Origin of the sequence: Novosphingobium sp., assembly GCF_027489515.1 — a bacterium.
In the GTDB taxonomy this organism is placed as follows: Bacteria; Pseudomonadota; Alphaproteobacteria; order Sphingomonadales; family Sphingomonadaceae; genus Novosphingobium.
This window is the reverse complement of sequence record NZ_JAIXZS010000058.1, coordinates 37,069-62,517: the sequence shown is the minus strand read 5'-3', so window position 1 is coordinate 62,517 and position 25,449 is coordinate 37,069. Positions and strand designations below refer to the sequence as shown.

The window sequence follows — 25,449 nt, the reverse complement described above, 5'->3', positions numbered from 1 at the left end:
ACGGGTGATGGAACTAGAAGAGCGCCCGCGCCCGAAAGGCGATCTGGCCAGCCAACTGGCGCTGGAGCCGCTTGACAGTTATTCTCACCATGAACTCGATGAACGGGTCGCGCGACTTGAAGCAGAGATCGCTCGCGTGATTGCTCATCGGGACAAGGCTGCTGCTCATCGGCGGGCGGCGGAGGCTCTGTTTGGTGCGCCCTCACCACAGGGCAGTGGATCATGAGCTGCGCCGCCCTTCACGTTAGCGGGCGGCGTACCCATATCGTCACCAAGGCGGACATCGGGTCCGACCGGATGTCACTTTTGCGCAGCTTCGGTTTAGCCCCGGTTAAGCGCAAGCATGTTCATCTCCCGCAAGGGAACCAGCCGCAATCGGTCAATTGACGGCCGACGAGAAAGAACTGCCATGCCCAGTTTCGCGCAAAGCCTTGAGAAGACGCTGCATTCTGCGCTCAGCAATGCATCGGAGCGCAGCCACGAGTATGCGACTCTGGAGCATCTTCTGCTCGCACTGATCGACGACCCGGATGCAGCGCAAGTCATGCAGGCTTGCGGCGTCGATCTGGGCGATCTCGGCGAAGTCGTTCGCCAGTACCTCGATCAGGAGTATCAATCGCTCAAGACCCAGGACAAAGCCGACCCCCAGCCAACGGCGGGCTTCCAGCGCGTGATCCAGCGCGCCATCCTCCACGTGCAGTCCTCGGGGAAAGATACAGTGACCGGCGCGAATGTGCTCGTGGCGCTGTTCTCGGAACGCGACTCATATGCGGTCTATTTCCTGCAGCAGCAGGATATGAGCCGGCTCGATGCTGTGAGCTTTATCAGCCACGGCATTGGCAAGGGCGGTCGCCAGGTGGAAAGCCGCAGCCCCAAGGGCAGCGAAGAGGCCCAGCCGCAGCAGGAAGAAAAGACGGATGCCAAGAGCGGCGCCAAGAAGGATTCCGCGCTCGACCAGTTCACAGTCAATCTCAACGAGAAAGCGCTGAACGGAAAGGTCGATCCGCTGATCGGGCGTGGCCCCGAAGTGGACCGCACGATCCAGATCCTGTGCCGCCGCTCCAAGAACAATCCGCTCTATGTGGGTGATCCCGGCGTGGGCAAGACGGCCATCGCAGAAGGCCTCGCTCGCAAGATTGTCGAAGGCGAAGTACCCGAAGTCCTTAGCGAGGCGGTAATCTACTCGCTCGACATGGGCGCGCTGCTTGCTGGCACGCGCTATCGCGGCGATTTCGAGGAACGGCTCAAGCAGGTCGTCTCGGAACTCGAGAAGATGCCGCATGCGATCCTGTTCATCGACGAGATTCACACCGTGATCGGCGCCGGTGCAACCAGTGGCGGGGCGATGGACGCCTCAAATCTCCTGAAGCCTGCGCTGTCGGGCGGCACGATCCGCTGCATCGGCTCGACCACCTACAAGGAATTCCGCAATCACTTCGAGAAAGACCGTGCGCTGCTGCGCCGGTTCCAGAAGATCGATGTGAACGAACCGACGATCGAGGACACGATCAAGATCCTCAAGGGCCTCCGTACGGCCTTCGAGGAGCACCACAAGGTGCGCTACACGCCGGATGCGATCAAGACTGCTGTCGAACTGTCGGCACGTTACATCAATGACCGCAAGCTGCCGGACAAGGCGATCGATGTGATCGACGAGGTTGGCGCGATGCAGATGCTGGTGCCGCCTTCAAAGCGCAAGAAAGTGATCACTGCACGCGAGATCGAGCAGGTCATCGCGACCATGGCGCGCATACCGCCCAAGTCGGTCTCCAGCGACGACAAGAAGGTACTCGAACATCTTGACCGCGATCTCAAGCGGCTGGTGTTCGGTCAGGACAAGGCCATTGAGGTGCTGTCTTCGGCCATGAAGCTCAGCCGTGCGGGCCTGCGCGATCCGGACAAGCCGATCGGCTCGTTCCTGTTCTCGGGCCCGACCGGTGTTGGCAAGACTGAAGTTGCGCGCAGCCTCGCCCAGATCATGGGTATCCCGCTGCAGCGCTTCGACATGTCCGAATACATGGAGCGCCATTCGGTCAGCCGCCTCATCGGTGCGCCTCCGGGCTACGTCGGCTTCGATCAGGGCGGTCTGCTTACCGATGCGATCGACCAGCAGCCACACTGCGTCCTGCTCCTCGACGAGATCGAGAAGGCGCACCCGGACCTGTTCAACATCCTGCTACAGGTCATGGATAACGGCCGGCTTACCGATCATCATGGCAAGACGGTCGATTTCCGCAATGTTGTGCTGATCATGACGACCAATGCCGGCGCCAGCGACATGGCTCGTCAGGGGATCGGCTTCGGTGACGTGTCCAAGGCTGACGCGGGAGACGAGGCGGTGAAGAAGATGTTCACCCCCGAGTTCCGCAACCGGCTCGATGCAATCGTACCCTTCGCGTACCTGCCGCCTGAGGTCGTCAGCCGCGTGGTCGACAAGTTCATCCTCCAGCTCGAACTTCAGCTGGCGGAGCAGAACGTGCACATCCAGTTCGATAGCGATGCCCGCGCTTGGCTTGCCAAGCAGGGTTACGACCGTCTGTATGGCGCACGTCCGATGGGTCGGGTGATCCAGGAGAAGGTGAAGAAGCCGCTTGCCGAGGAACTGCTGTTCGGCAAGCTCGCCAACGGCGGTGAGGTCCACGTCAGCCTCAAAGAAGAGGAAGGCAAGGCGACTGCACTGTCGTTCGAGTTGACCCCGGCAGCGCCCAAGCTCGTCAAGAAGAAGGCGCGCAAGGGCAAGGGCGGTGCAGCCACGGCGGAGGAGCCGAACGCCGACGAGGCTTGAGGCCTGCCGACAGCGCTGGTTGAAGCAATTGGGGCGGAACCTTCGGGTTTCCGCCCTTTTTGTCTCTGGCGCACTGGCGGTGTCTGCGCCATTTCATGGCCATGGCCGGCTGTTTCACGTGGATCAAAGCGGAGCCTATGGGCATTCGAATCGTTCCCGCAGATGCGTGGATCGATCCGGCGCGTCCCGTCGGCAGGGCGCTGGTCACGCATGGCCACGCGGATCATGCACGGGGCGGACATGCGCAGACAATGGCCACTCCCGCGACACTTGCGATCATGGCAGTCCGTTACGGCGTTGCAGATGGAGCGCTGCCGGCCGAGTATCACGAACCAGTTGCGCTCGGTGGAGGCGTCACTGCAACGTTTCTACCCGCCGGGCACGTTCTGGGTTCAGCACAGATCCTGCTTGAACATGCGGGTGAGCGGATCATCGTCACCGGTGACTACAAGCGTAGCCCGGACCCCACTTGCCAGCCCTTTGCGGTCACGCCCTGCGATCTCTTCATCACAGAGGCGACCTTTGGCCTTCCCGTATTCCGCCATCCGCCGATTGGCGAGGAGATCGCGCGCCTGCTCGCGGCCTGTTCCGCGAACCCAGAGCGCTGCATCCTTGTTGGCGCCTACGCGCTGGGGAAAGCGCAGCGAGTCATCGCCGAGCTACGCAACGCGGGCTGGCATGATCCGATCTATCTCCATGGTGCGATGGAAACCATGTGTCGCCTCTATGAGGAGCTAGGCGTACCTCTTGGCGACCTGCGACCCGCCGCCGGAGTACCCAAGGCTGATCTTGCCGGTGCCATCGTGATATGTCCGCCATCCGCGCTCAACGACCGCTGGAGCCGCCGTCTGCCTGACCCCGTTACAGCCATGGCATCAGGGTGGATGCGGGTACGGCAGCGGGTGCGGCAGCGAGGGGTGGAGTTGCCACTCGTCATTTCCGATCATGCCGACTGGGATGAACTCACAGCTACCATTGCGGACGTAAATCCGGCCGAGACATGGATCACACACGGCCGAGAGGAGGCGCTTCTGCGCTGGTGCGAGATCCACCAGCGCCGTGCCCGCGCTTTGGCGCTGACAGGGTACGAGGACGAAGATGATTAGCTCGCCGCGCTGCATCAGCAAGAGGCGCTGGTGAAGACCTTCGCAGAACTGCTCGATCGACTGCTGCTCACGCCGTCGCGCAATGGGAAACTCATGCTGATCGCGGCCTATCTTCGTGAGACGCTGGATCCGGACCGCGGCTGGGCGCTGGCAGCGCTGACTGGTGCGGTCGATTTTCCTGCAATCAAGGCCAGTACCGTCCGCAGCCTGATGGCTGATCGGGTGGACCCCGTGCTCTGGACGCTCTCGCGAGACTTTGTTGGCGATACGGCGGAGACGGCCAGCCTTCTTTGGCCCGAACCGGAGCCTGCTCCAGCAGGCCCACCACCCACCCTAAGCGAAGTCGTGACGTCGCTCAGTCAGGTAACGCGGGCCGGTGCGTCACAAGTGCTGGCAGGCCTGCTCGACCGGCTCGATACGCCGGGCCGATATGCCCTCATAAAGTTTGCAACCGGTGCGCTGCGGATCGGCGTTTCAGCGCGGCTGGCCAAGGTGGCCTTCGCACAGGCCTTCAACGTTACGGTCGATGATGTGGGGGAGTACTGGCACGGCCAGAGCCCGCCTTATCTGCCGCTGTTTGCCTGGGCCAACGGGACGGCGCCGCCTCCACGCACCGATCTCTTGCCGCTGTTTCGCCCCTTCATGCTCGCGCACCCGCTTGAGGATGAAGCGATTGATCTGGGGGACTACGTCGCCGAGTGGAAATGGGACGGTATTCGGGTGCAACTCGTCCATGTCGGCGGCGAAACGCGCGTCTATTCCCGCGGCGGAGACGAAATTTCGTCAAGCTTCCCGGAAATTGCTGCGGCGCTGCCATTCCCGGCTGTCCTCGATGGCGAACTGCTGGTGCGAGGGAGCCATCAGGGCGGCGAAACTGGCGGTGCGGCCAGCTTCAATGCCTTGCAGCAACGTTTAGGCCGCAAGACCGTATCGAAAGCGATGCTTGCGGAGGCGCCAGCCTTCGTGCGGCTCTATGACCTGCTGATCGATGGGGGCGAGGACCTGCGCGAGCACCCCTGGACCGAACGGAGGATCCGGCTGGAAGCGCTGATACCAAGGCTTGATGCGGAACGCTTTGACCTTTCGGAAACGATTGCGGCAAAAGACATGGAAGCGCTGGCCGAGATCCGCGCCGGTGCGCGCGACGCTGCGATCGAAGGCATCATGCTCAAGCACCGCCAATCGCCCTATGTCGCGGGGCGCCGAGCCGGGCTGTGGTACAAATGGAAGCGTGAGCCGTTGCTGATTGATTGCGTGCTGATGTATGCTCAGCGTGGCTCCGGCAAACGCTCCTCGTTCTATTCCGATTTCACGTTCGGGTGCTGGAATGGCGATCCGGATGCTGGCGCTGAATTGTTGCCGGTCGGCAAGGCCTACTTCGGCTTCACCGACGAAGAGCTGCGCTTTCTGGATCGCCATGTCCGGCAGCATACAGTGGCAAAGTACGGCCCGGTGCGAGAAACCGACCGAAGTCTTGTATTCGAAGTGGCCTTCGATTCGGTTCATCTCAGCAAACGGCACAAGTCAGGGTTGGCAATGCGGTTTCCCCGAATCCACCGCATTCGCCATGACAAGCCGGCGCATGAAGCCAATCGGCTCGAGGCTTTGCGCGCGCTGGTAACTTGATCTCCGTCAAGGCGGTTGATGCGCCTCACTGGCATGACTTGGATTGCCGCAATGCGCCGCTGGAGTGAAGATTCTTGGCCAACCCGCCCGATACCCAAAATGTCAGCCCCTTTGATCGAATTGGGGGCTTGGTTGTTCTGCGCCGGATCAGCGACCGCTTCTACGACCTCATGGAAACCGAGACCGAGTTTGCTGCGCTAAGAGCGATGCACGCTCCGGACCTCGCCCCCATGCGCGAATCGCTGCCGCTATTCCTCGCCGGCTGGAGCGGCGGCCCGCGGACATGGTGGGAAGCGAACCCAGGCAAGTGCATGGTGAGCATGCATGCCCCGCTTGGTATAGACAGAGTGACGGCCGGTCAGTGGGCCAATGCAATGCGCCGTGCCATCACTGACATCGCGCCCGGTGATACAGTCATTTCCGAGGCGCTGGCCGACATATTGGAGCGGATGGCCATGGGGATGGCGAAGGCTTGATTGGCCACTATCGGGCAATCAGGTAGGCTTCCAACATGCTCAGGTATGATCCGGAACGACGCAGGCTGGCAATTGCCCTCTCCGGCCTCGCCGGTTTCGTCGATGCAGTCGGTTTCCTTTCGGCCGAGGGCCATTTCGTGTCGTTCATGTCTGGCAATTCAACGCGATTGGGTGTCGCACTCAGCACCCTGTCAGGAACTGCCCTTTTCCCAGCGGTGCTTATCGCCGGTTTTGTATGCGGTGTGGCGCTGGGAGCGCTGCTTGCACTTCGGGCTGGAAGCCGCCGAAAGCCGGTTATCCTTGGCGTTGTCACGGCGCTTCTACTGATTGGTGCGGCCGCGCGAGGATTTGGCAGTGAACCTGTCATGCTCGCGGCGCTCGTGCTGGCCATGGGGGTAACCAACAACACCTTCCAGCGCGACGGTGAAGTGACGGTAGGTCTGACCTACATGACCGGCGCGCTTGTCCGTCTTGGGCAAGGATTGGCGCTTTGGCTTGTGGGAAAGGCAGAGCCGGGATGGATACAATGGGGTCTGCTGTGGTGTGGGCTGCTGACCGGCGCTGTACTCGGCGCGTCCCTGCAGAGCCGATTTCCGTTCGGCTGCTTGTGGATTGCGGCGGCTTGGGCAGCCATGATGACATTGGTCGCGATCAGACTGCCGGCGGAATCCTGAACAACTTTTCCCGCGAAGTTGCGCCGCGCAACAAGGCAATCCCAGACGGCGGCATAACTAGCGCTTGCCCGAGCAGCTCAACCACAGCGGCCGTTGCCTTGCCGTCTTCCGGCTTCGCTCTCACCTTGACGATGACACGGCCGGAAACAATCTCGATGCCTTCGCATCGCGCACCGGGCGTGACACGAACCGAGAGTCTCCCGTCGGCATCGGCGAGTGACCGGAGCACGCTCGCAGAAGGTAGATCAGGCTTCGGTCGTGCCATGGCGGGCCAACGCCTCGTTGTGGGCACGCGCATTGCCAACATAGTGCGCGACGCCCAACTGCATCTCATGAATCGCTTGGTCGGTCAGGTCGCGCATATGGGATGCAGGGCGCCCTCCCCACAACTGGCGCGCGGCAATGCGCTTGCCCGGTGTGAGCAGCGCACCGGCAGCAAGCATGCCGTCCCCTTCGATCACCGCGCCGTTCATCACCACGGCGCCGAGCCCCACGAACGCGCGGTTCTCCAACGTACAGCCGTGCAGCATGACCATATGGCCCACTAGTACATCTTCGCCGATCACGGTCGGAAAGCCCTGCGGATGACGTGGGTCGGGGCTGTCGCAATGGATCACGGTCCCGTCCTGAATGTTGCTGCGAGCGCCGATCACGATGCGATTCACATCGCCGCGAATCACGCAATTGTACCAAACGGAAGCATCCGGCCCGATCTCGACATCGCCGATGATCCTGCATCCCGGCGCAATGAACGCGCTCGGGTGGATGCGTGGTGCATTGCCGTGAATGGCTGCGATTGTGACGTCCTTGTGCATGCCACTTCCTTCAGACGGCCGCATGAGAAGGCCGGTGGATACGATAGAGAATGTGGGGTCGCAGTGGATCGCCCTCGGCAAGCTCGGGATGATCGAAATCCTCATCAGGATATCGGATCATGCCAAGACGCTCCATCAGCCCCCAACTGCGGGTATTGGCAATGTTCGTGATGGCCATGATGGCAGGGACGGAGAGGTTCTCCCATGCCCACGCGAGCGAAGCTTCAGCCGCCTCTCGTGCATAACCATGCCCCCAGGCGTTCTGTGCCAAACGCCAGCCGATCTCGTACTCGAAAATGGGCGGGCGCGGGGGAAGTATGCCGCAAAAACCGATGAAATCGCCTTCGGCTTTGCGCTCAAGTGCCCAGAATGCATGTCCATGTTCGCGCTCGATCGCAATCATCCGGTCAACCGCCTCGTCGCTGTCTGCGCGGGTGAGCGGAGGCAGATAAGCCATGACGCGGGGATCGCAAGCCATCGCCCAGAACGGCTCGCAATCACCCTTGCACCAAGGGCGCAAGATCAGCCGCTCGGTGTCAATCATGCAGCCTTCAGGAGCCCATCAGCCGAGCTGCATGAAGTGCATGGTATGTGAGCACACCCGAGCAACCTGCGCGCTTGAAGGCAAGGAGGGTTTCCAGCACGAGCGCATCGCGGTCACCCGCCCCCACTGCCGCCGCCGCCTCGATCATGGCATACTCTCCGCTCACCTGATACGCGAAGACTGGTACCTGGAAGGCTTCCTTCACGCGCAGCGCAATATCGAGATAAGGCAGTCCAGGCTTCACCATGACGCTGTCGGCGCCTTCGGCAATGTCGAGTTCGACCTCGCGAAGAGCTTCCTCGGCATTGCCGGGATCCATCTGGTAGGTTTTTTTGTTGCCCTTGAGCAATCCGCTCGATCCGACGGCATCACGGAACGGACCGTAGAAAGCGGATGCATACTTCGCCGCATAGGCCATGATCTGGACGTTGATGTGCCCTGCCGCTTCAAGCGCTTCGCGGATCGCACCAATGCGGCCGTCCATCATATCTGACGGAGCGATGATGTCAGCGCCAGCGGCCGCCTGATTGAGGCTCTGTCCGACCAGGACATCGACCGTTGCATCGTTGAGGACATACCCCTCGCCATCGATCAGACCATCCTGCCCATGGCTGGTGTACGGATCCAGTGCTACGTCGGTCAGAACGCCGAGTGACTCGCCGCAGGCATCCTTGATCGCCTTGATCGCGCGGCACATGAGATTGTCCGGATTGAGCGCTTCGGCACCGTCCTCGCTGCGACGTTCCGGTTGGGTGTTCGGAAAAAGTGCAATGCAGGGAATGCCGGCCGCAGCCGCCTCACGGGCCCGCTCAGCCACCAGATCGACCGACCAGCGCGATACACCAGGCAGCGACCCGATCGGATCCTCAACCCCGCGCCCCTCCGTCACAAACAGAGGCCAGATCAGATCGGCGGGGGTGACAAGCACTTCGCGGTGCAGGGCGCGGCTCCACGCAGTGGCGCGTGTGCGGCGAAGGCGAACGTTGGGATAGCCGGCAGACATGTCCCCGTTCTAGGCGCTGCAGCACCTTTGAGCAACAAGACGAACGCGTCTACCTAGCGCTGTGCGCCAAGGACAACCCCTGGCCGGATGGAAAGAAGCGCCTGCAACCGCGCCTTGAATGCAGCAACCTGCTTGGGATCAACGGTCTGGCGTCGCTGGACCATTCGCACTGAACGAGGATCGACAGCCTGCCCACCGCGATAAACCTCGTAGTGGAGGTGCGCACCGGTCGAAAGGCCGGTCGATCCAACATAGCCAATGATCTGCCCGCGTCGCACAAGCATACCCGGCGCAACCGCAATCCGGCTCATATGTCCATATCCGGTGGCGATACCTCCGCCATGATCAAGCCTGACGTAGTTTCCGTGCCCGCCATGCCAGCCGGCGTATTGCACACGGCCATCGGTGACAGCGTAGATCGGCGATCCCCAGGAAGCAGCGAAATCGATGCCGGAATGCATACGGGTATAGCCAAGGATCGGATGGCGGCGCATGCCGAACCCCGATGTCTCGTGTCCTGCGACCGGTGCGCCAAACAATCCCGCTTCTGCCTGCCCACTTCCGGAAAGGTCTGCCAGCGAGGTGAAACTGCCGTCAGGCCCCCACCGCAGCAACTGTGCACGCGGCTGACCCGAACGCATTATGCCTGCATACAGAAGCTCACCGGCCTCCCCCGCCCCATCCGCAGCATGCTTGTATGATACCACCAGATCGAAGGTGTCCGTCGGCTGGATCTCCTCGAATGGTACGGCCTGATCGATCGCGCGCAGATAATCCTGGACGGCGCTTGGCGGAGCTCCGGCTGCGCGAGCTGATCGATAGAGGCTCGAACTGACAAGCCCCTGAACTCTCAGCGGGGTAACGTCGATGGCAATCGCCTTGCGCGCGAGCGATAGGCCACCACCTTGCCGACTGATAGACAAGGCCAGATCGAACCGCGGGCGAAAGCCGATGGTGAGCAGCGGCCGAGGATCGGAAGCATTGCTGCGCGGCCCGAGCGTAATGGAAAAGCGGGTGCCGGGCGCGATATCCGAAAGGGGGACTGCACTGGCGACCATGGCAGCGACTTGCCCCGCATCCCCTGAACCGACACCGGCTCGCTGCAGCATCCGCGGTAGGCTGTCGTTCTCGCCGATCGTAGCCGAAAGCTGGATTTGCGGCCGCTCGGGAGCTGCAGCCAGACGGTTTACAGCGTCAGTTGCGGCGAAGTGCCGCCCCTGTGTCGACCCGGTCGAGAGCGATCGCAGCGATTGCGCGCGGAACTCGTTCAACGACGCTTCGTCCAGCGAAACCAGTGTTGCCGCCTCAAGCGGTGCGAAACGCGGCCAACACATGATTGCAATGAGGATGAGACCCAGAAGAAGACCAAAGCCTCGAAACCATCCGGCACTGCCGACATTCTCGGCAAGATCGATTGTAAGTTCATGGCGATCCGTCCACCGTTCAACACGGCGGCACCAGAGGGTCCATCGCCTTGAAGGGTGACAATCGCTCACCTGAGGTGGCGGCGGAGGAGCGATAGGCGCTTCTGACGTTGGAAGTATACGCGCGCGGCGTGCAGGTGCGACGCCCGGACGCGCGCGACCAAAGGTCACGTGGTTGGCCAGCCCGAAGTCCTCGCGTGGGCCCAACACTCCGGCTGCTTCCCTTTCCACCGCTGAACCCGATCCATGCGGATAGGCATCGCATGCTCCTGACAGGCGACAAGCCCTGCACCTTCAGGGTTAATTCGGCGTAAACTCATGGACCGCAGGTGCATTGGGCGCTTGCAAGGATTTCCGGTCTATTGCGGGCTGACTGCGTTTCCAAGCATGGTCAGCACGAGCAGGATTCGCTACCGTCAGGGCCTGATCCGAACACAGCAAGGCGGGACTGCGGGGCATGAGCGAGGCACAGGTACTGGGTGATGCCATTGGCGCAGGTCTGACCGCGCGGGCGTTCGAGCCTGAAGCAGGTGAGGGCGAAGACGGGCATACCCATGAAAGCGCGTGCCTCAACTGCAATACGCCCTTGATTGGCAGCCATTGCCACAATTGCGGACAGACAGCGCACGTGCATCGAACTCTTGGCGCCTTCTTCCACGACTTGCTCCACGGCGTATTTCACTTCGAAGGCAAGATCTGGCGCACACTTCCGCTGTTGGCCTTACGGCCTGGTCGGTTGACCCGCGAGTATATCGATGGCCGCCGAGCCAGCTACGTTTCTCCGCTTGCCCTATTTCTGTTCAGTGTATTCGTCATGTTCGCCGTCATTCAGCAGACGGCCGGCGAACTGGACCTGGACAAAGACAAGCAGGTCCAGATCAACGTTGGATTGTCCAAGGGCACCCAAGAGGTGGAGAGATCTCTAAATGCTTCGCGGGCAAGGCTGGCCGCAGCAGAAGCGAAAGGAGTGGATACGGACGACCTCGAGACCGAGGTCGCCCAACAGGAAAGAGCACTTGCTGCCATGCGCCGACTGGGCGGGGAAAAACTTTCGTCGACTGGCTTTTCGATCCTCGACGAAGTGATCGACGAGACGAAGAGCAACCCCAAGCTGGCGCTCTACAAGATGCAGAGCCATGCCTATAAATACAGCTGGGCCTTAGTGCCTATCTCGGTCCCGTTCCTGTGGCTGCTGTTTCCGTTCAGTCGGAGGTTTCACCTCTACGACCATACGGTTTTCGTTACCTACTCGCTCAGCTTCATGACCCTGCTTTTTGCGGCCAGCATGGTTGCGAGCGCGATCGGCGCTGAGTCATTGGGCGGTCTGCTCGCGCTGGTTCCACCCCTTCATATGTACAAGCAGTTGCGCGGCACCTACGGCGTTTCGCGTTTCGGCGCTTTTCTGCGAACGGGAGCGTTGCTCGTCTTCGCGTTCACCGCACTTGTGATCTACCTTGTCGTTATTGCCGCGGAAGCGGGCGCGGGCTGAACCCGCGACACGATCAACAATCGAGCACGAACGGACCGGCTGCCCGCGTTTCCAAGGCGCGATGCGCTTGTGCCGCATCTGCCAATGCATAGCGGCCGCCCAGCGTGAGCGGTAATTCGCGAGCTTCCATTGCTGCGAACAGCTTCCGTGCTGCGCCGAGGAGTGCATCGCGCGTCGAGATGTAAGGCCACAGGAACGGCCGCGAGACTTTGGCGGACCTGCTGCCAAGGCGGGAAAGATCGAACGCCGGAATGGGCCCGGACGCCTGACCATAGTGGACAAGGTGTCCCTTGATGGAAAGCGATGCCAACGAGCCCTCAAAGGTATCGGCGCCAACTGCGTCGTATGCCGCGCCGACACCTTCCCCGTTCGTCAAAGCCATGACGCGCGAAGCGACATCTTCCTCCCGATACAGAATCACTTCGTGGCATCCGGCAGCAAGCGCAATTGCCGCCTTCTCCGGAGATCCAGCAGTGCCGATCACGAATCCGCCCTTGCGACGCGCCATCCTCGCCACAAGTTGGCCGACACCGCCGCCTGCCGCCTGAACCAGCACGGACATGCCGGGCCGAACCGGCTCGACCTCGTCAACCAGCGCCTGCGCCGTAAGGCCTTTGAGGAACCAGGCCGCCGCCATCCCATGATCGAGGCCGGCCGGCACCGGCACAGCCAGCGCTCCATTGATGACACGGTGGCGTGCATAGCTGCCGTAGTTTCGGGCGATGTAAGCTATCCGGTCGCCTACGGCGAAGTCGGTCACCCCCTCGCCGACAGCCTCGACTGTAGCAACAGCCTCAAGGCCCGGGATGCCAGGAAGCTCGAGGGTCCGATAGGAACCCGAGCGAACATAGATATCATGAAAATTGACGGACGCTGCATGCTGGCGAACGAGCAGTTCGCCTGGTGCTGGCAGAGGGACTTTGACTGGTTCAAGTTGCAGGACGCCCGGTCCGCCATAGCGGCGGATGACAATGGCTTCGCTGTCAGTGCCCATATCTCGCTTACGAGCGCTTGCTCAGGCCCCGGCAGGGTGGGGATCGCCCGATCCAGCGAATCGCCGTCCAGCACGCGGTACGGTCGCTCCTTGCGAGGTCACAGGCCGCGCAGGACCGCTTGGCGCTTCGGGCCGGTCGAGCTTGCCGTTCTCCATCAAGGCGCGGATTTCTTCTCCGCTCAGCGTCTCGTACTCCAGCAGGGCCTGCGCCAGCAGATGAAGCTTGTCCTCATTCGACTTCAGGATGTCAGTGGCCCGGGCATGCGCCCCATCGACCAGCATCCGGATTTCGCTATCGATGAGCTTGTTTGTCTCGTCCGACATCATGGTGCGCTGCGAGCCGCCCATGCCAAGATAGCCTTCCTGCGCTTCTTCGTATTGCAGCGGCCCGAGCTTATCGGACATGCCCCACTTGGTGACCATGCTGCGCGCCAGGCTGGTGGCGTACTGGATATCGGACGACGCGCCGGACGAAACCTTGTCGTAACCGAAAATCAGTTCCTCGGCGACGCGGCCACCCATGCTGACTGAGAGATTGGCGTGCATCTTGTCGCGGTGATAGGAATAGCTGTCCCGCTCCGGCAGGCGCATCACCATGCCAAGTGCACGGCCACGAGGAATGATCGTGGCCTTGTGGATAGGATCTGACGCAGCTTCGTTGATCGACACAATCGCGTGACCGGCCTCGTGATAGGCGGTCATCTTCTTCTCGTCGTCCGTCATCACCATCGAGCGACGTTCGGCGCCCATCATGACCTTGTCTTTGGCGTCCTCGAATTCCTGCATCGCGACCAGCCGCTTGTTGCGGCGGGCAGCGAGTAGCGCCGCCTCGTTCACGAGATTGGCAAGGTCCGCACCTGAGAAGCCCGGGGTACCGCGCGCGATAACCCGCGGGAGGACGTCGGGAGCAAGCGGCACCTTCTTCATGTGCACGCTGAGAATCTTCTCACGCCCGTCTATGTCAGGGATTGGAACCACGACCTGACGGTCGAAGCGGCCAGGACGAAGCAAGGCTGGATCAAGCACATCAGGCCGATTGGTTGCAGCGATAATGATGATGCCCTCGTTCGCCTCGAAACCGTCCATCTCGACCAGCAGCTGGTTGAGAGTCTGTTCGCGCTCGTCATTCGAATTGCCAAGGCCATGGCCGCGATGACGGCCAACCGCATCGATTTCATCGATGAACACGATGCATGGCGCGTTCTTTTTCGCCTGATCGAACATGTCACGGACACGGCTGGCACCGACGCCGACAAACATCTCGACGAAGTCCGAACCGGAGATGGTGAAGAAGGGAACGCCAGCCTCGCCGGCAATCGCGCGGGCAAGCAGGGTCTTTCCGGTGCCTGGCGAACCAACAAGCAATGCACCCTTCGGAATCTGGCCGCCAAGCTTGGAGAAGCGGCTTGGATCTCGCAGGAATTCGACGATCTCCTGCAATTCCTCGCGGGCCTCGTCGATGCCAGCCACATCATCAAAGGTGACCTTGCCGGAACGCTCGGTAAGGAGTTTGGCCTTCGACTTGCCGAAGCCCATCGCCCCGGAGCCGCCACCCTTCTGAACCTGCCGCAGCGCGAAGAAAGCCACGCCCAAAATGAGCAGGAACGGCAGCGACTGTGCAAGGATATAGAGCAGGAGGTTCGGCTCTTCCTGCGCCTTGCCCGCGTAACGGACGCCATGTTCCTGCAGAAGCTTGGTCAGTTCGACGTCGCCAGGGACCGGGACTGTGCTGAATTGCTGGTCGTTCTTGAGCGTTCCGGTGATCCGGTCCGGCCCGACCTGCACTTCGCGCACGTTGTCCTGCACGACGCTGGCGCGGAAGTCGGAGTAGGGAATCATCGTGCCGGCCGGATCGGTCCGCGTGTTGAACATCGACACGACGAGCAGCAGTGCAAGAAAAATGCCGCCCCAGATCAGGAGACTCTTGATCCAGGGATTGCCCTGCGGCTGGTCATCATTCATGGCGCGGCTTTCGATCCGGGGTAAGTCACTATCTCCAATGTAGGACGACCTTGGGGAATGGCAATATAACCCGAGGTGCGATTTTCTTGCCCTTAGAGACGTCCCGTCTCGGAATCGGATGAAGTTCGCGGGTTCGGAGCACGTGCAAACCGCCATTCTGGCCTTCGCCCGTCACCACGTACCCCGGCAAGCGTAGCGATCCCGCCTGTCCGCAGGTGATCATGCCAGCGGGAGATAGCACTGCCGCGTGGCTTTCCGGCACCAAGTTCGCCTACAATCCGCTCGAGAACGCGCAGGGCCACGACCTTCGGGACATCACCCGGATCCCAGTATCCGATACCATCATCCATCCTGAAGCAGGCAAAGCAGTGCTCCACCGCCCATGTGATGGCGGTCTCTGCTTCGGCAAGATGCCGCGCGCTGGCGGCCACGGCCAAAGGGTCGAGACTCTTGATGGCGCCCAGCTGCTGGCGCATCCTTGCGCGTTCAAAGCGAAGGTCGCTGTTCGAAGGATCCATCACGGGCTGGATGCCGGCTTCGGCCACAATCCCCGCCAGTTCGCTACGGCGCCAGCCGAGCAATGGACGCAGCAGCAGGCATTCTGGGTGGCCGGGCAGCGGGGAGCGCGCGCGCATAGCCGCAAGTCCGCGCACACCGGCGCCGCGTGACAGGCGCATCAGAAGCGTTTCGGCCTGATCATCGGCGTGATGGGCTGTCGCAATGGCCGGCAGGCCGTTCTTGACCGCCCATTGCCCGAGCGCCGCATACCGAGCTCTGCGCGCACGCTCCTGCAACGCCGGCCCTGGGGATAATTCAAGGGTCAATGTGTCGTGCCGGACGCCAAGCTTGCCACACAGACTGGCGACATATCGCGCCTCAGCCGCACTCTCTGGGCGTAAGCCATGGTCAACCGTTGCGACCATGAAAGAGCCCGGGATCGCAGAACGGGCAAGCAGGAGGAGTCCCAGACTGTCAGGCCCGCCTGAAACGGCCAAGCCTACTGATCTCCGCTCGGGCCAGATCGCCTCCCACTCCGCCGCGAAGCGGGTTTCCATCACCCTATCAATTGCAAGCCACCGGCTTGGTCGCCGCCTCATATTGCGACTTCAGGCGCCCTGCCAGTTCCGAGGGATAAGTCTGGCGAAACTCTGCAAACGCGACACATGCACGCTTCTCTTCCTTCAGGCGGCTCATCGCGACACCAAGATAGAGCAAGCTGTCCGCTGCACGATCGCCCTTGCGATCGGCCTGATAGTTCTGGAGAAAATACTGCGCGGCGGTTCCGGGCTTTCCATCATCCAGATAGGCCCGGCCCAAAAGGTTGCGTGCATAGCTGATGCGGGCGTGGCGGGGATATTGCTGGACCACGCGCAGCAGCTGCTGCTGAGCCTCAGGGAAGAACTTGGCTTCCCAGAGACGGTAGCCGTACGTGTATTCGTCCTCACCCTTGTCGTCGCTCGAAGGCTTCTGGATAGCCATCACTGCGGCCACGCGGTCGGGAGATGCTTCGGCCTTCACAACATCAGGTTTCGTCGTCGTCGTCGGTTTCGAAGCGGGCTTGGGTGGTGTCACCGCTTCAGCAGAAGGCGACGGTGTGGAAGGGGCCGGATTTGTCAAAGGCTGTTGGGCAGCGGTCGAACCTGCTGTTGGCGCCGAAGAGCCAGCCGCCTCCAACGCCGCGAGGCGGGCTTCAAGCTTGGCGACGTGATTCTGGTTTTCCTCGCTTGCAGCTGTCAACCGCTGAAGCTGCGCTTCAACAGCGTCCATGCGCGTGAGGAGATCGGTGACCGCAGTAGGCGTCGGCACGGGCGGGATTGTGCCACTTGCGGGCGCCGTAATGTCAGGGCCGAAAGTCTTGCCGGCACCGTCGGGGAAGACCTTGCGCTGAACGGCCCGTAACTCCGCCTCGATTCGCCGCAGCCGAACGTCGGTGCTCTCAGATGCTGCTTGCGCTTGCGCGGCAGAGTGTTGCCCCAAGGGGGTCAAGGTTGCCGAGAAGGCCGCCAGGGCGAGGACCATCGCCGAACCTGTACGGCCAGAGCCGATCATGATCTTCATTGTCACTCCCGTCGGATTATCGCGCCTTCCATGCGCTGCGTTGCGGTGCGCGTGCAAGCATCAGGACGAGAATTCATTCGCCAATTGTCGGGTTTCTCACAGATTGCCACTGCTGCTCGACGCACTGCGACCGGTTGGCGAAGCACCTGCATCGGGAGATGGCTGGGGCGAAGCCGGGCGAGCGCGCAAGCTGGCTGCATCAACGGCCACGTCCTTGATGACCTTCTCGGCATCTGACAGCCGAGGGATCGCTTGGCCGCCAATCGTGATCGAAAGGGCGTCCGGCCGGCCTGTCCAAAGCCTCGGCTCGGCAGCGTCAGCAGGCACGGTGTAGCTTTCACCCTTGGCAAGCTGCTTCTGCATCAACTGCTTGCCTTGCCCATCGTAGAACTTGACCCAGATGCCCTCTTCCAGCGCGGTGAAGATCACGGGACCATTTTCGGGCACCCGAGAAGCAACTGCCTGAGGTGCAGCTACTTTGGTGGGCGGTGTACCGACCGGCAACTGCTCGGGCTCGCGCACCAACGAAGGCAGGGCCACGGCCGGCGCATAATAGCTGCGCCAGAACACGCCTCCCAAGGCGAGAATCGCGCCGACAAGCAGCAGCGCAAGCCAGCCGACAAGCCGTGAAGGGGTTTTGGCAGGATCACCTACCTCGAACTGGTTGAGCATACGCGGCTCAACGCGAGGTGCATTGCCCTGAAGCTCTGCCCGGACTGCATCAGCAATCTCTGTATCCGGCAGGCCTACAGCCCGCGCATAGGCCTTTGCGAAGCCGATTGCGTAAGGCCGCCCGGGCATCGCACCGTAATCCCCTGCCTCCAGAGCCTCGATATGACGCAGCGTGACGCGCGTGCGCAATGCCACTTCAGCCACACTAAGCCCTAGCGCCTGACGAGCCGCCGCGAGCCGGAGCGATACGCTAGCAGGTGCATCGGTACCGATCGGCAAAACAGACTCGACTTCGGAACTCTCCGAAGCGTGCGAGTGGTCAGCAGGGACCAGATTGCGGTCGCCGCCCTTGGCCACGGCGTAACTCCCGTCGTTCATTGTTGTTCCGGGTATTCTCTATCTGAGTGCGAGCCCGGGGAGAGGCAGCATGTACCGGCCAAGAAAGTCAATGATTTTGAGTCCGCAGCGGTATGATCCGACGCTATGCTGCGACGAGTTCAATCATAGTCAATGCCATGCGCGGTCGCCCAGGCAGCAATCTCTGCGCGCAGATCGGCAGGGGGCTGCGCAAGCCAGCCGGCCATTGCGGCCTGAATGGCAGGAAGCTCAACCTTGCGGACAAGCTCCTTGATCGGACCGACCGCCGCAGGGGTAATCGACAGCCGGGTGATGCCGATACCGAGCAAAGCCAGCGCCTCCAGCCGCCGACCGCCCATCTCCCCGCACACCGTGACATCGGTGCCCGAGGGTGCAACCGCCAGCACAACACGGCGCAAAAAGCGAAGGATTGCCGGAGATAGCCAATCATACCGCTCAGCCAGTTTTGGGTTGGCGCGATCGGCAGCAAAGAGGAACTGCGTCAGGTCATTCGTCCCGATGGAGAGGAATGACAAGCGCGGGGCCAGGATATCGAGACATTCGGCAAGCGCCGGCACCTCAAGCATGGCGCCGTAGCGAATCGCATCAGGCAAAAGCTTCTTCTGCTGCTTGAGAAACGCGAGCTGGCTTTCGAATACGGCCCGGGCCGCATCGAATTCCCAGGGTTCCGTGACCATGGGGAACATCACATTGAGTGTACGTCCACCCGCGGCTTCGAGCAGCGCCCGAGCCTGCACCTTGAGGAGACCGTCCCGCTCAAGGGCCACCCGCAATGCGCGCCAGCCCATGGCGGGGTTCTCTTCGGTCTCACCGTCGTTATGGCGCAGGTAGGGCAGAACCTTGTCGCCACCGATATCCACCGTGCGGAACACGACCGGACGATCGCCGGCGGCGTCCAGCACATCGCGATAAAGCCGTGTCTGACGCTCACGAGCGGGAAGCGTTGCAGAAACCAGAAACTGGAACTCGGTGCGGAACAGTCCGATGCCATCCGCACCGGTCAGGTTGAGCATCGGCATGTCATCGCGCAGACCCGCGTTGATCATCACTCGCACGCGCTGACCATCGGCCGAAATGGGCTCGACATCACGCATGGCCGCGTAAAGCGCCTGCCGTTCGCGATTTCGCGCAAAGCGGGCCTCGAACGCCTCCACAAGCGTGGGGGCTGGTCTGACATCAACGACACCCTGGTCGCCATCGAGCAACAACTGGTCGCCCTCGCGAACCTTTGCGCGCAACCCGCGAATGCGCCCGACAACAGGGATCCCCATCGCGCGTGCGACGATGACTACGTGGGCTGTGAGCGATCCTTCCTCCAGGATCACGCCCTTCAGCCGGCGCCGATCATATTCCAGCAGTTCGGCGGGACCAAGGTTGCGCGCAATGAGGATGGCATCGCCTTTAAGCCCCAGGCTGGCTGCCGTTCCCAGCTGCCCGGAAACGATACGGAGCAAGCGGTTGGAAAGGTCTTCGAGGTCGTGCATGCGATCGGCCAGCAGCGGATCGTCGATCTGCCGCATGCGCATGCGGGTTCGTTGCTGGACCCGCTCGATCGCCGCCTCAGCAGTAAGGCCCGAATCAATTGCTTCGTTGATCCGGCGGCTCCATCCCTCATCGTAGGCAAACATGCGGTAGGTCTCGAGGACCTCCTCGTGTTCGCCGCCCATGCCGAACTCGGCCTGGCTTGCCATCCGGTCGATCTGCTCGCGCATCTTGTCAAACGCGAGATAGACCCGCTGACGCTCAGCCTCAGTGTCTTCAGCAACGACATGTTCGATCGTCACGCGGGGCTGGTGAAAGACGGCAATACCGCTGGCGAGTCCCTTGACCAGCGTAAGTCCCGGAATGCGCTCATGCCCTGTGAGGTGCGCATCGGCCCCGAGCGCATCCTCTTCGTCGATCAGATCGGCGTTGGCGATGAGCTCGGACAGCACCATCGCAACGGTCTGAAGCGCCTCGATTTCAACTTCTTCATAGCGCCGCGGTTCGACATGCTGCACGCCCAGCACGCCAACCGCACGCGCGCGCCGGACGATCGGCACACCGGCAAAGGAATGGAAGCGTTCTTCCCCCGTTTCCGGAAAGAATGCGAAGTCCGGATGCGCTGCCGCTTCAGCCAGATTGAGCGTCTCGATATTCGCGGCAATGGTGCCGACCAGGCCTTCGCCCACAGCCATGCGGGTCACATGGACCGCCGCCTGATTCAGGCCGCGGGTGGCGAACAGCTCGAGCATGCCTTCGCGCAACAGGTAGATCGAACAGACCTCGCTGTTCAGCTTGTCGCCAATGATATCAACGATCTGGTTGAGCTTTGCCTGGGCACCGGCGCGGGATGCCATGACCTCGTGAAGCGATGTCAGGATCGCGCGGGCAGCGGCGGCAGCGGTGATCATGAGAGAAGGCCTAGCGCAGACCAGGCAGTTTGCAAACTGCAGCGCCGCTGGCGTTCATGAATTCGTATCCGATTGACGGGAAGCGGTGGCGGTATTGGCCACAGGTGGCGTCAACGCAAAGCCACACTGCGGTGCGGCGGGCCTGCCAAATGCTCGGGCTGCCCGCCGCCGACTAAAAGAGCAGGTAGGTCAATGCACCTGCTGCACCTGGGCCAACTCTTCTTTGATTCGCAGCTTTCGGCGCTTGAGTTCCTTCAGCAGGGCATCGTTGGGCGACGGACGGCCCTGTTCTTCGGCGATGCGCCGTTCAAGACCTGCATGCTTGGATTCGAGAGCGCTGATATGCGACAGTTCCATGCGGCAACCTCCTCAAGGACACCAGCTTCGCCTCATCCCGGCGGCAGGATCGCTGCCGGAGAATAGGAGCCGAAGTTTCGCGCCGGCAAGGACGTGTCGGCCTCGACTCGTCCGAGCGGGCGCGTTGTCATGGTCCCACAATCACCGTATCTTGCAAGCCTCTCTGCGCCGGGATGTCCAACACGCGCGTTTGTGCGTATCCGGTTGCAGAGAAGCGTTAACACGTGGTGGCCTGCAATCGCGCCAGACGGCGGAAGAGGACCACGGCGTGCGAGACAATATCTAGGAGTGGCGCGGTTGACCGAAGACGAAATGCGCAAGCGGCTCGAAATGCTGCGTATCGAGCATCGCGACCTCGACGCGGCCATCGATGCCCTGTCAGGCACCGGTGCCCATGATCAATTGCAAGTAGCCCGCCTCAAGAAAAGGAAGTTGCGGCTGAAGGACCAGATCGCCTTGCTGGAGGATTATCTGATTCCCGACATTATTGCGTGATTACAGATTCTTGGCTGCGCGCGAGCAACCCCCGCCGAACGGGGTTAGGCGTATCGTTCCGGCACAGTTTCAAAACGTGGTGAATGCGCCATAGGGCATGAGTTGAAGGGTGGGGCGCGATGGGCTTAAGCGCGTTCCATGGCACTCATGCCCGACCTCAACCCGCGCATCATCGAAGCGCTCTACGCCGAGGCACTCGTGCTCGCGGAGGAGGTACGCGCGGTGTTCGACCGGCTCCGGCAAGGGCATGACAGACGCGCGCTGGTAGGGGCAAACGACGATCCCGACGCTGATCTGGCGCATGTGCAAGTAAGCTGCGAGGCATTGCGTACGACGACCCGGATCATGCATTGCCTCGCATGGTTGCTCAATCATCGGGCCTATTTTGCCGGCGAACTCAGCGAATTGCAGCTACGCCGGCACGGGCGGCTGATCGCGAATTTCCCCCTCAGCGATCCAGTGCAGGTGCAGAGCCTGCCTGCCGAGGCCCAGCGCTGCGTGCATGAAAGCGAACGGCTCTATGCTCGCATCCAGCGGCTCGAACGTGCCTGGCGGGGCGACCAGTCAACGTCCGCAAGCGCGATCGAGCGCTTGCGCCAGCGACTGGCAGCCGCAATCCCGGCTCCAATGTAACCCTCGGTAATACCGATCAAGCCACGCAGCGTTGCGCGGCTGCCCGAAAATCCCCATACGGCATGCATGGCTTCTACCTCTCCTGCGCCGGGCGTCTCGATACCCGATCGGTCCGAATGGAATACCGGCCTTGCGGTGCTGGTCGAACCGCTGGTGCGTCGCGTGCTCGCTCCGAACCCTTCCCCCTTCACGTTCAACGGCACCCAGACCTATCTGGTGGGCAACGGACAAGATGTCGCGGTTATCGATCCTGGCCCCGCCGGCTCGGGAGTCCCCGGTCACGCGGACACGAACGGCGACGGGCATGTCGATGCAATCCTCAAGGCTATCGAGGGTCAGCGGCTGGTTGCGATAATGTGCACCCATACCCACCGCGATCACAGTCCTGCTGCGGTGCCTTTGCAGGCTGCGACGGGCGCGCCAGTCATCGGTTGCGCTGCGCTTGCCATCGATGACAGCGGCGCCGGTATCGGTGTCAGGGCCGATGCTGAATTTGATCCGCTCTATAAACCCGACCGGGTTCTTGCGGACGGGGAGCGGATTGCCGGCGATGGCTGGACGCTCGAGGCGATTTCAACCCCTGGCCACACCAGCAATCACCTGTGCTTTGCCTTGCTGGAAACCGGCGCCTTGTTCACAGGCGACCATGTCATGGGCTGGTCGACGACTGTCGTGTCCCCACCAGACGGCGACATGAGCGCCTATATGCTTTCGCTGCAGAAACTCCAAAGCCGTGCGGATCAGGTCTACTATCCGGCGCATGGCCCTGCCGTCACAAAGCCCCAGCAGCTCGTGCGCGGGATGATCGGACACCGGCGCCAGCGTGAAGCGCAGATCCTGCGCCTGCTTGGCGAGGCATCTTTCACCATCCCGGAAATGGTCGCCCAGATGTACAAGGGCCTCGATCCGCGCCTGAATGGTGCGGCGGGCCGTTCCGTGCTTGCGCACCTCATCGATCTCGAAACGCAAGGCCGCATCGCCCGCGGGCCCGAGGCGCCGGAGCTGCAATGGACCTTGATCGCCTGACCCCGTCGCCCCTGCCGTCGGCACAGGTGCAACCGGTTCGTCGACAACTGGCGGTTTTGCCTTGGCTGCTGTTCCTTGGCGCGGCCGCCATCGCGGTCTGGCTGGCTTGGCTGATCTGGCGACCGGAACCGATCGGCGATCCGCTTGCGACGAGCCTGGTCGCATTCGACAAGCAGGATCGCCTGACTGTGTTCAGCGCCGAACTCGCGCCGGTTGTCGCCAGCGATGATAGCCGGTTGTTTGGGCTCGTCACATCGCGACAGGTTGCCGTCATCCCGGCACGCGTGGATTACGCTATAGACCTTGGCAGAGTTGGCCGGGACCGCATGAGATGGGACGCTGCAAGCAAGACCCTGACCGTGCGCTTGCCCGCTCTCGAAGTCACGCGCCCGAACCTCGACGAAGCGCGCGCGCAGTATCTGAGGGAAGGCGTTTGGATCACACGCGCCGCGCAGGACAAGCTGACACGGGACAACACCAAGCTCGCCGAACAACTTGCGGTGCAGCAGGCAGCCAATCCGGTCCTCCTGGGATTGGCCCGTTCCGCGGCGAAAGACGCCATTCGTCAGAATCTTGCTATCCCCTTGCAGGTGGCCGGATTCGGCGACGTCAAACTGTCGGTTTCGATTGATGGAGAAGCCGCAAGGCCATAGCTTGCCCTTCCGGGGGATAGCTTGGCCCAGACGGTCACGTCACTGACAAACCATGGGAGTGGGCATATGGAACTTGCAGCAGTGCGGTCGCTGTCTTCGTATCAGTCCGATCAACAGTTCTTCACCCGCCTTGCGCAGGTGCTGGCCGCCCTTATCGTATTCGGGTTTCTGCAGTGGGCCTTGCGCGGATTCGTCAACCCGGTCAGGACTCCGTTCTATATCCATGCCCATGGCCTCGCCATGCTCGGCTGGCTTGGAACTCTCGTCGCGCAAAACAGTCTTGCGGCAAGCGGAAACCTCGTGCTGCATCGACGTCTCGGGTGGGCAAGTCTCGTGCTTGTTCTCGTCATTGTCGGGCTCGGCGCATTCGCGGGCCGAATGGCCCTCGCCATGCACCGCGTTCCGCCATTTTTCACGAATCCCTATTTTCTGGCACTCACGCATGTCGAGGTGACCGTCTTCGCGCTGATCGTGGCGACCGCGATTGCCCTGCGCAGGCAGACGCAGTGGCATCGGCGGCTGATGATCGTTGCAACCGTCATCCTCATGGAGCCGGCCCTTGGTCGGCTCCTGCCTATGCCGCTGCTCGGCCAGATCGCGGGCGCCTGGGTCGAGGCCGCCTTTCAGATCGGCTTCCTCGGAATCATTGCGCGGCACGACGCAAAGGTGCTCGGCCGCGTCCACCCGGCCACAATCCTCGGCATGGTGCTGATTGTCGCGGTTCACGGGCTCATCCAGCTGCTCTCCGGCATGCCGGTGGTGGCGGCGTACGCAGAGGCTATTGCCCGTAGCTCCGGGCCTGCCTAAGTGCCGGGCGCAACAGAGAGGGCACGGGCTCTCTCTCGACCAAGGGATTTCGAGCCATGACAGCCCAGCCCGCCAACCTCGCCGGTCTTGATCTGCGCGCCGAAATCGACCGGCTGCGCAAAGACCGCAAGGCAGTGATCCTGGCGCACTATTACCAGAAGCCCGAGATTCAGGACCTTGCTGATTTCGTTGGCGACTCGCTTGAACTCTCGCGCAAGGCTGCTGCGACCGACGCCGAAGTGATCGCCTTCTGCGGCGTGAAGTTCATGGCCGAGACCGCCAAGATCCTCAGCCCGGAAAAGGTCGTAATCCTGCCCGACATGGACGCGGGTTGCAGCCTCGAAGATTCCTGCCCGCCGGAGAAGTTCCGCGCGTTCCGCGAAGCCCATCCCGATCACATCGCGCTTACCTACATCAACTGCTCGACCGAAGTGAAAGCGCTCAGCGACGTCATCGTGACGTCTTCGAGCGCCGAGACGATCCTCGCGCAGATACCGCCAGAGCAGAAGATTATCTTCGGCCCGGACCGGCATCTTGGCGGCTATCTCAATCGCAAGTTCGGGCGCGAGATGCTGCTCTGGCCCGGTGTCTGCATCGTCCATGAGGCCTTCTCCGAGACAGAATTGCTGAAGCTCATGGCCCAGCATCCCGGCGCGCCGGTCGCCGCGCATCCGGAATGCCCGCCGACCATCGTCGACCACGCCGACTATGTCGGATCGACCAGCGGTATCCTGCAGTTTGCGCGCACATTCCCAGGTGACACGCTGATCGTAGCTACCGAGCCGCACATCATTCACCAAATGCAGCTGGCGCTTCCTGAGAAGACGTTCATCGGCGCACCGGGTGCGGACGGAAACTGCAACTGCAACATCTGCCCTTACATGGCGCTCAATACGCTGGAGAAGCTCTACATCGCCCTGCGGGATCTGACCCCGCGGATCGAAATCGAGGAGACGCTTCGCCTCGGCGCCAAGAAGAGCCTCGATGCCATGCTGGCGATGGCGAGTGGTACGATTGGCCATGGTGATCTCGGCGCACGCACGTAAGGCTGCAGGCAAGGCATGAGCTCTTCACCGTCG

Annotated in this window: 25 protein-coding genes; 13 read left to right on the top strand and 12 right to left on the bottom strand. The window is 61.8% G+C overall.

Annotated features, from left to right (window positions below):
* Positions 1–7: 7 nt before the first annotated feature.
* The 6 genes from Q0082_RS10215 to Q0082_RS10190 all read left to right on the top strand — a co-directional run bounded on the left by Q0082_RS10215 (position 8) and on the right by Q0082_RS10190 (position 6,667).
* Complete coding sequence (locus tag Q0082_RS10215) at positions 8–226, top strand: DUF1192 family protein (RefSeq protein ID WP_298192151.1); 219 nt, start codon at positions 8–10, stop codon at positions 224–226.
* Positions 227–409: 183 nt separating this feature from the next.
* A complete protein-coding gene (clpA, locus tag Q0082_RS10210; protein WP_298192149.1) occupies positions 410–2,785 on the top strand; it encodes an ATP-dependent Clp protease ATP-binding subunit ClpA in 2,376 nt (791 codons plus the stop codon).
* A gap of 101 nt (positions 2,786–2,886) precedes the next feature.
* Positions 2,887–3,891 carry a ligase-associated DNA damage response exonuclease gene (locus Q0082_RS10205; RefSeq protein WP_298192204.1) on the top strand — a complete coding sequence of 335 codons (1,005 nt, stop codon included), beginning with the start codon at positions 2,887–2,889 and terminating at the stop codon, positions 3,889–3,891.
* A gap of 30 nt (positions 3,892–3,921) precedes the next feature.
* Positions 3,922–5,517, top strand: coding sequence for a cisplatin damage response ATP-dependent DNA ligase (locus Q0082_RS10200; RefSeq protein WP_298192148.1), 1,596 nt, complete (start codon positions 3,922–3,924; stop codon positions 5,515–5,517).
* 74 nt (positions 5,518–5,591) lie between these two features.
* Complete coding sequence (locus tag Q0082_RS10195; protein WP_298192146.1) at positions 5,592–5,993, top strand: globin; 402 nt, start codon at positions 5,592–5,594, stop codon at positions 5,991–5,993.
* Positions 5,994–6,028: 35 nt separating this feature from the next.
* Entirely contained in the window at positions 6,029–6,667 is a 639-nt protein-coding gene (locus Q0082_RS10190; protein WP_298192144.1) for a YoaK family protein, read from the top strand.
* Here Q0082_RS10190 and Q0082_RS10185 read toward each other — a convergent pair.
* The 5 genes from Q0082_RS10185 to Q0082_RS10165 are packed head-to-tail and all read right to left on the bottom strand — an operon-like array spanning position 6,645 to position 10,363.
* Entirely contained in the window at positions 6,645–6,932 is a 288-nt protein-coding gene (locus Q0082_RS10185; protein ID WP_298192143.1) for a DUF167 domain-containing protein, read from the bottom strand. The genes Q0082_RS10190 and Q0082_RS10185 overlap by 23 nt on opposite strands.
* Positions 6,913–7,482: a gamma carbonic anhydrase family protein gene (locus Q0082_RS10180; RefSeq protein ID WP_298192141.1), complete on the bottom strand. Its 570-nt coding sequence runs from the start codon at positions 7,480–7,482 to the stop codon at positions 6,913–6,915. Before Q0082_RS10180 ends, Q0082_RS10185 begins: the two co-directional genes overlap by 20 nt.
* 10 nt (positions 7,483–7,492) lie before the next feature.
* Positions 7,493–8,026, bottom strand: coding sequence for a GNAT family N-acetyltransferase (locus tag Q0082_RS10175; RefSeq protein ID WP_298192138.1), 534 nt, complete (start codon positions 8,024–8,026; stop codon positions 7,493–7,495).
* Positions 8,027–8,033: 7 nt separating this feature from the next.
* Positions 8,034–9,029, bottom strand: coding sequence for a porphobilinogen synthase (hemB, locus tag Q0082_RS10170; RefSeq protein ID WP_298192136.1), 996 nt, complete (start codon positions 9,027–9,029; stop codon positions 8,034–8,036).
* A gap of 53 nt (positions 9,030–9,082) precedes the next feature.
* Positions 9,083–10,363, bottom strand: coding sequence for a M23 family metallopeptidase (locus Q0082_RS10165; protein ID WP_298192134.1), 1,281 nt, complete (start codon positions 10,361–10,363; stop codon positions 9,083–9,085).
* Between the two features lie 547 nt (positions 10,364–10,910).
* Between Q0082_RS10165 and Q0082_RS10160 the strand changes: the two genes are divergently transcribed.
* Complete coding sequence (locus tag Q0082_RS10160; protein WP_298192132.1) at positions 10,911–11,942, top strand: DUF3667 domain-containing protein; 1,032 nt, start codon at positions 10,911–10,913, stop codon at positions 11,940–11,942.
* A gap of 13 nt (positions 11,943–11,955) precedes the next feature.
* On the opposite strand, the gene Q0082_RS10155 is transcribed toward Q0082_RS10160, so the two are convergent.
* The 7 genes from Q0082_RS10155 to Q0082_RS10125 form a co-directional block, all read right to left on the bottom strand.
* The gene (locus Q0082_RS10155) at positions 11,956–12,936 is read right to left on the bottom strand and encodes a quinone oxidoreductase (protein WP_298192129.1); all 981 of its coding nucleotides are present in this window, start codon (positions 12,934–12,936) and stop codon (positions 11,956–11,958) included.
* A gap of 21 nt (positions 12,937–12,957) precedes the next feature.
* The gene (gene ftsH, locus Q0082_RS10150; protein WP_298192202.1) at positions 12,958–14,898 is read right to left on the bottom strand and encodes an ATP-dependent zinc metalloprotease FtsH; all 1,941 of its coding nucleotides are present in this window, start codon (positions 14,896–14,898) and stop codon (positions 12,958–12,960) included.
* Between the two features lie 92 nt (positions 14,899–14,990).
* On the bottom strand, positions 14,991–15,953 hold the full coding sequence (tilS, locus tag Q0082_RS10145) for a tRNA lysidine(34) synthetase TilS (protein ID WP_298192126.1): 963 nt from the start codon (positions 15,951–15,953) through the stop codon (positions 14,991–14,993).
* 7 nt (positions 15,954–15,960) lie between these two features.
* Positions 15,961–16,956: a tetratricopeptide repeat protein gene (locus tag Q0082_RS10140; protein WP_298192124.1), complete on the bottom strand. Its 996-nt coding sequence runs from the start codon at positions 16,954–16,956 to the stop codon at positions 15,961–15,963.
* 96 nt (positions 16,957–17,052) lie between these two features.
* Entirely contained in the window at positions 17,053–18,006 is a 954-nt protein-coding gene (locus Q0082_RS10135; protein WP_298192122.1) for a RodZ domain-containing protein, read from the bottom strand.
* Between the two features lie 119 nt (positions 18,007–18,125).
* Positions 18,126–20,399 (bottom strand): phosphoenolpyruvate--protein phosphotransferase, encoded by a 2,274-nt coding sequence (gene ptsP, locus Q0082_RS10130; protein WP_298192120.1) that lies wholly within the window; start codon positions 20,397–20,399, stop codon positions 18,126–18,128.
* 189 nt (positions 20,400–20,588) lie between these two features.
* Positions 20,589–20,756 carry a DUF465 domain-containing protein gene (locus Q0082_RS10125; protein ID WP_298192117.1) on the bottom strand — a complete coding sequence of 56 codons (168 nt, stop codon included), beginning with the start codon at positions 20,754–20,756 and terminating at the stop codon, positions 20,589–20,591.
* 297 nt (positions 20,757–21,053) lie between these two features.
* On the opposite strand from Q0082_RS10125, the gene Q0082_RS10120 reads away from it, so the two are divergent.
* The 6 genes from Q0082_RS10120 (at position 21,054) to nadA (ending at position 25,416) form a co-directional block, all read left to right on the top strand.
* Positions 21,054–21,251, top strand: coding sequence for a DUF465 domain-containing protein (locus Q0082_RS10120; protein ID WP_054122704.1), 198 nt, complete (start codon positions 21,054–21,056; stop codon positions 21,249–21,251).
* Between the two features lie 138 nt (positions 21,252–21,389).
* Positions 21,390–21,884 (top strand): DUF1465 family protein, encoded by a 495-nt coding sequence (locus tag Q0082_RS10115; protein ID WP_298192114.1) that lies wholly within the window; start codon positions 21,390–21,392, stop codon positions 21,882–21,884.
* Between the two features lie 66 nt (positions 21,885–21,950).
* A complete protein-coding gene (locus Q0082_RS10110; RefSeq protein ID WP_298192113.1) occupies positions 21,951–22,910 on the top strand; it encodes an MBL fold metallo-hydrolase in 960 nt (319 codons plus the stop codon).
* Entirely contained in the window at positions 22,892–23,563 is a 672-nt protein-coding gene (locus Q0082_RS10105; RefSeq protein WP_298192111.1) for a DUF4230 domain-containing protein, read from the top strand. Before Q0082_RS10110 ends, Q0082_RS10105 begins: the two co-directional genes overlap by 19 nt.
* A gap of 21 nt (positions 23,564–23,584) precedes the next feature.
* Positions 23,585–24,370, top strand: coding sequence for an adenylate cyclase (locus tag Q0082_RS10100; protein WP_298192109.1), 786 nt, complete (start codon positions 23,585–23,587; stop codon positions 24,368–24,370).
* A gap of 56 nt (positions 24,371–24,426) precedes the next feature.
* Entirely contained in the window at positions 24,427–25,416 is a 990-nt protein-coding gene (gene nadA, locus Q0082_RS10095) for a quinolinate synthase NadA (protein ID WP_298192107.1), read from the top strand.
* Positions 25,417–25,449: the final 33 nt, after the last annotated feature.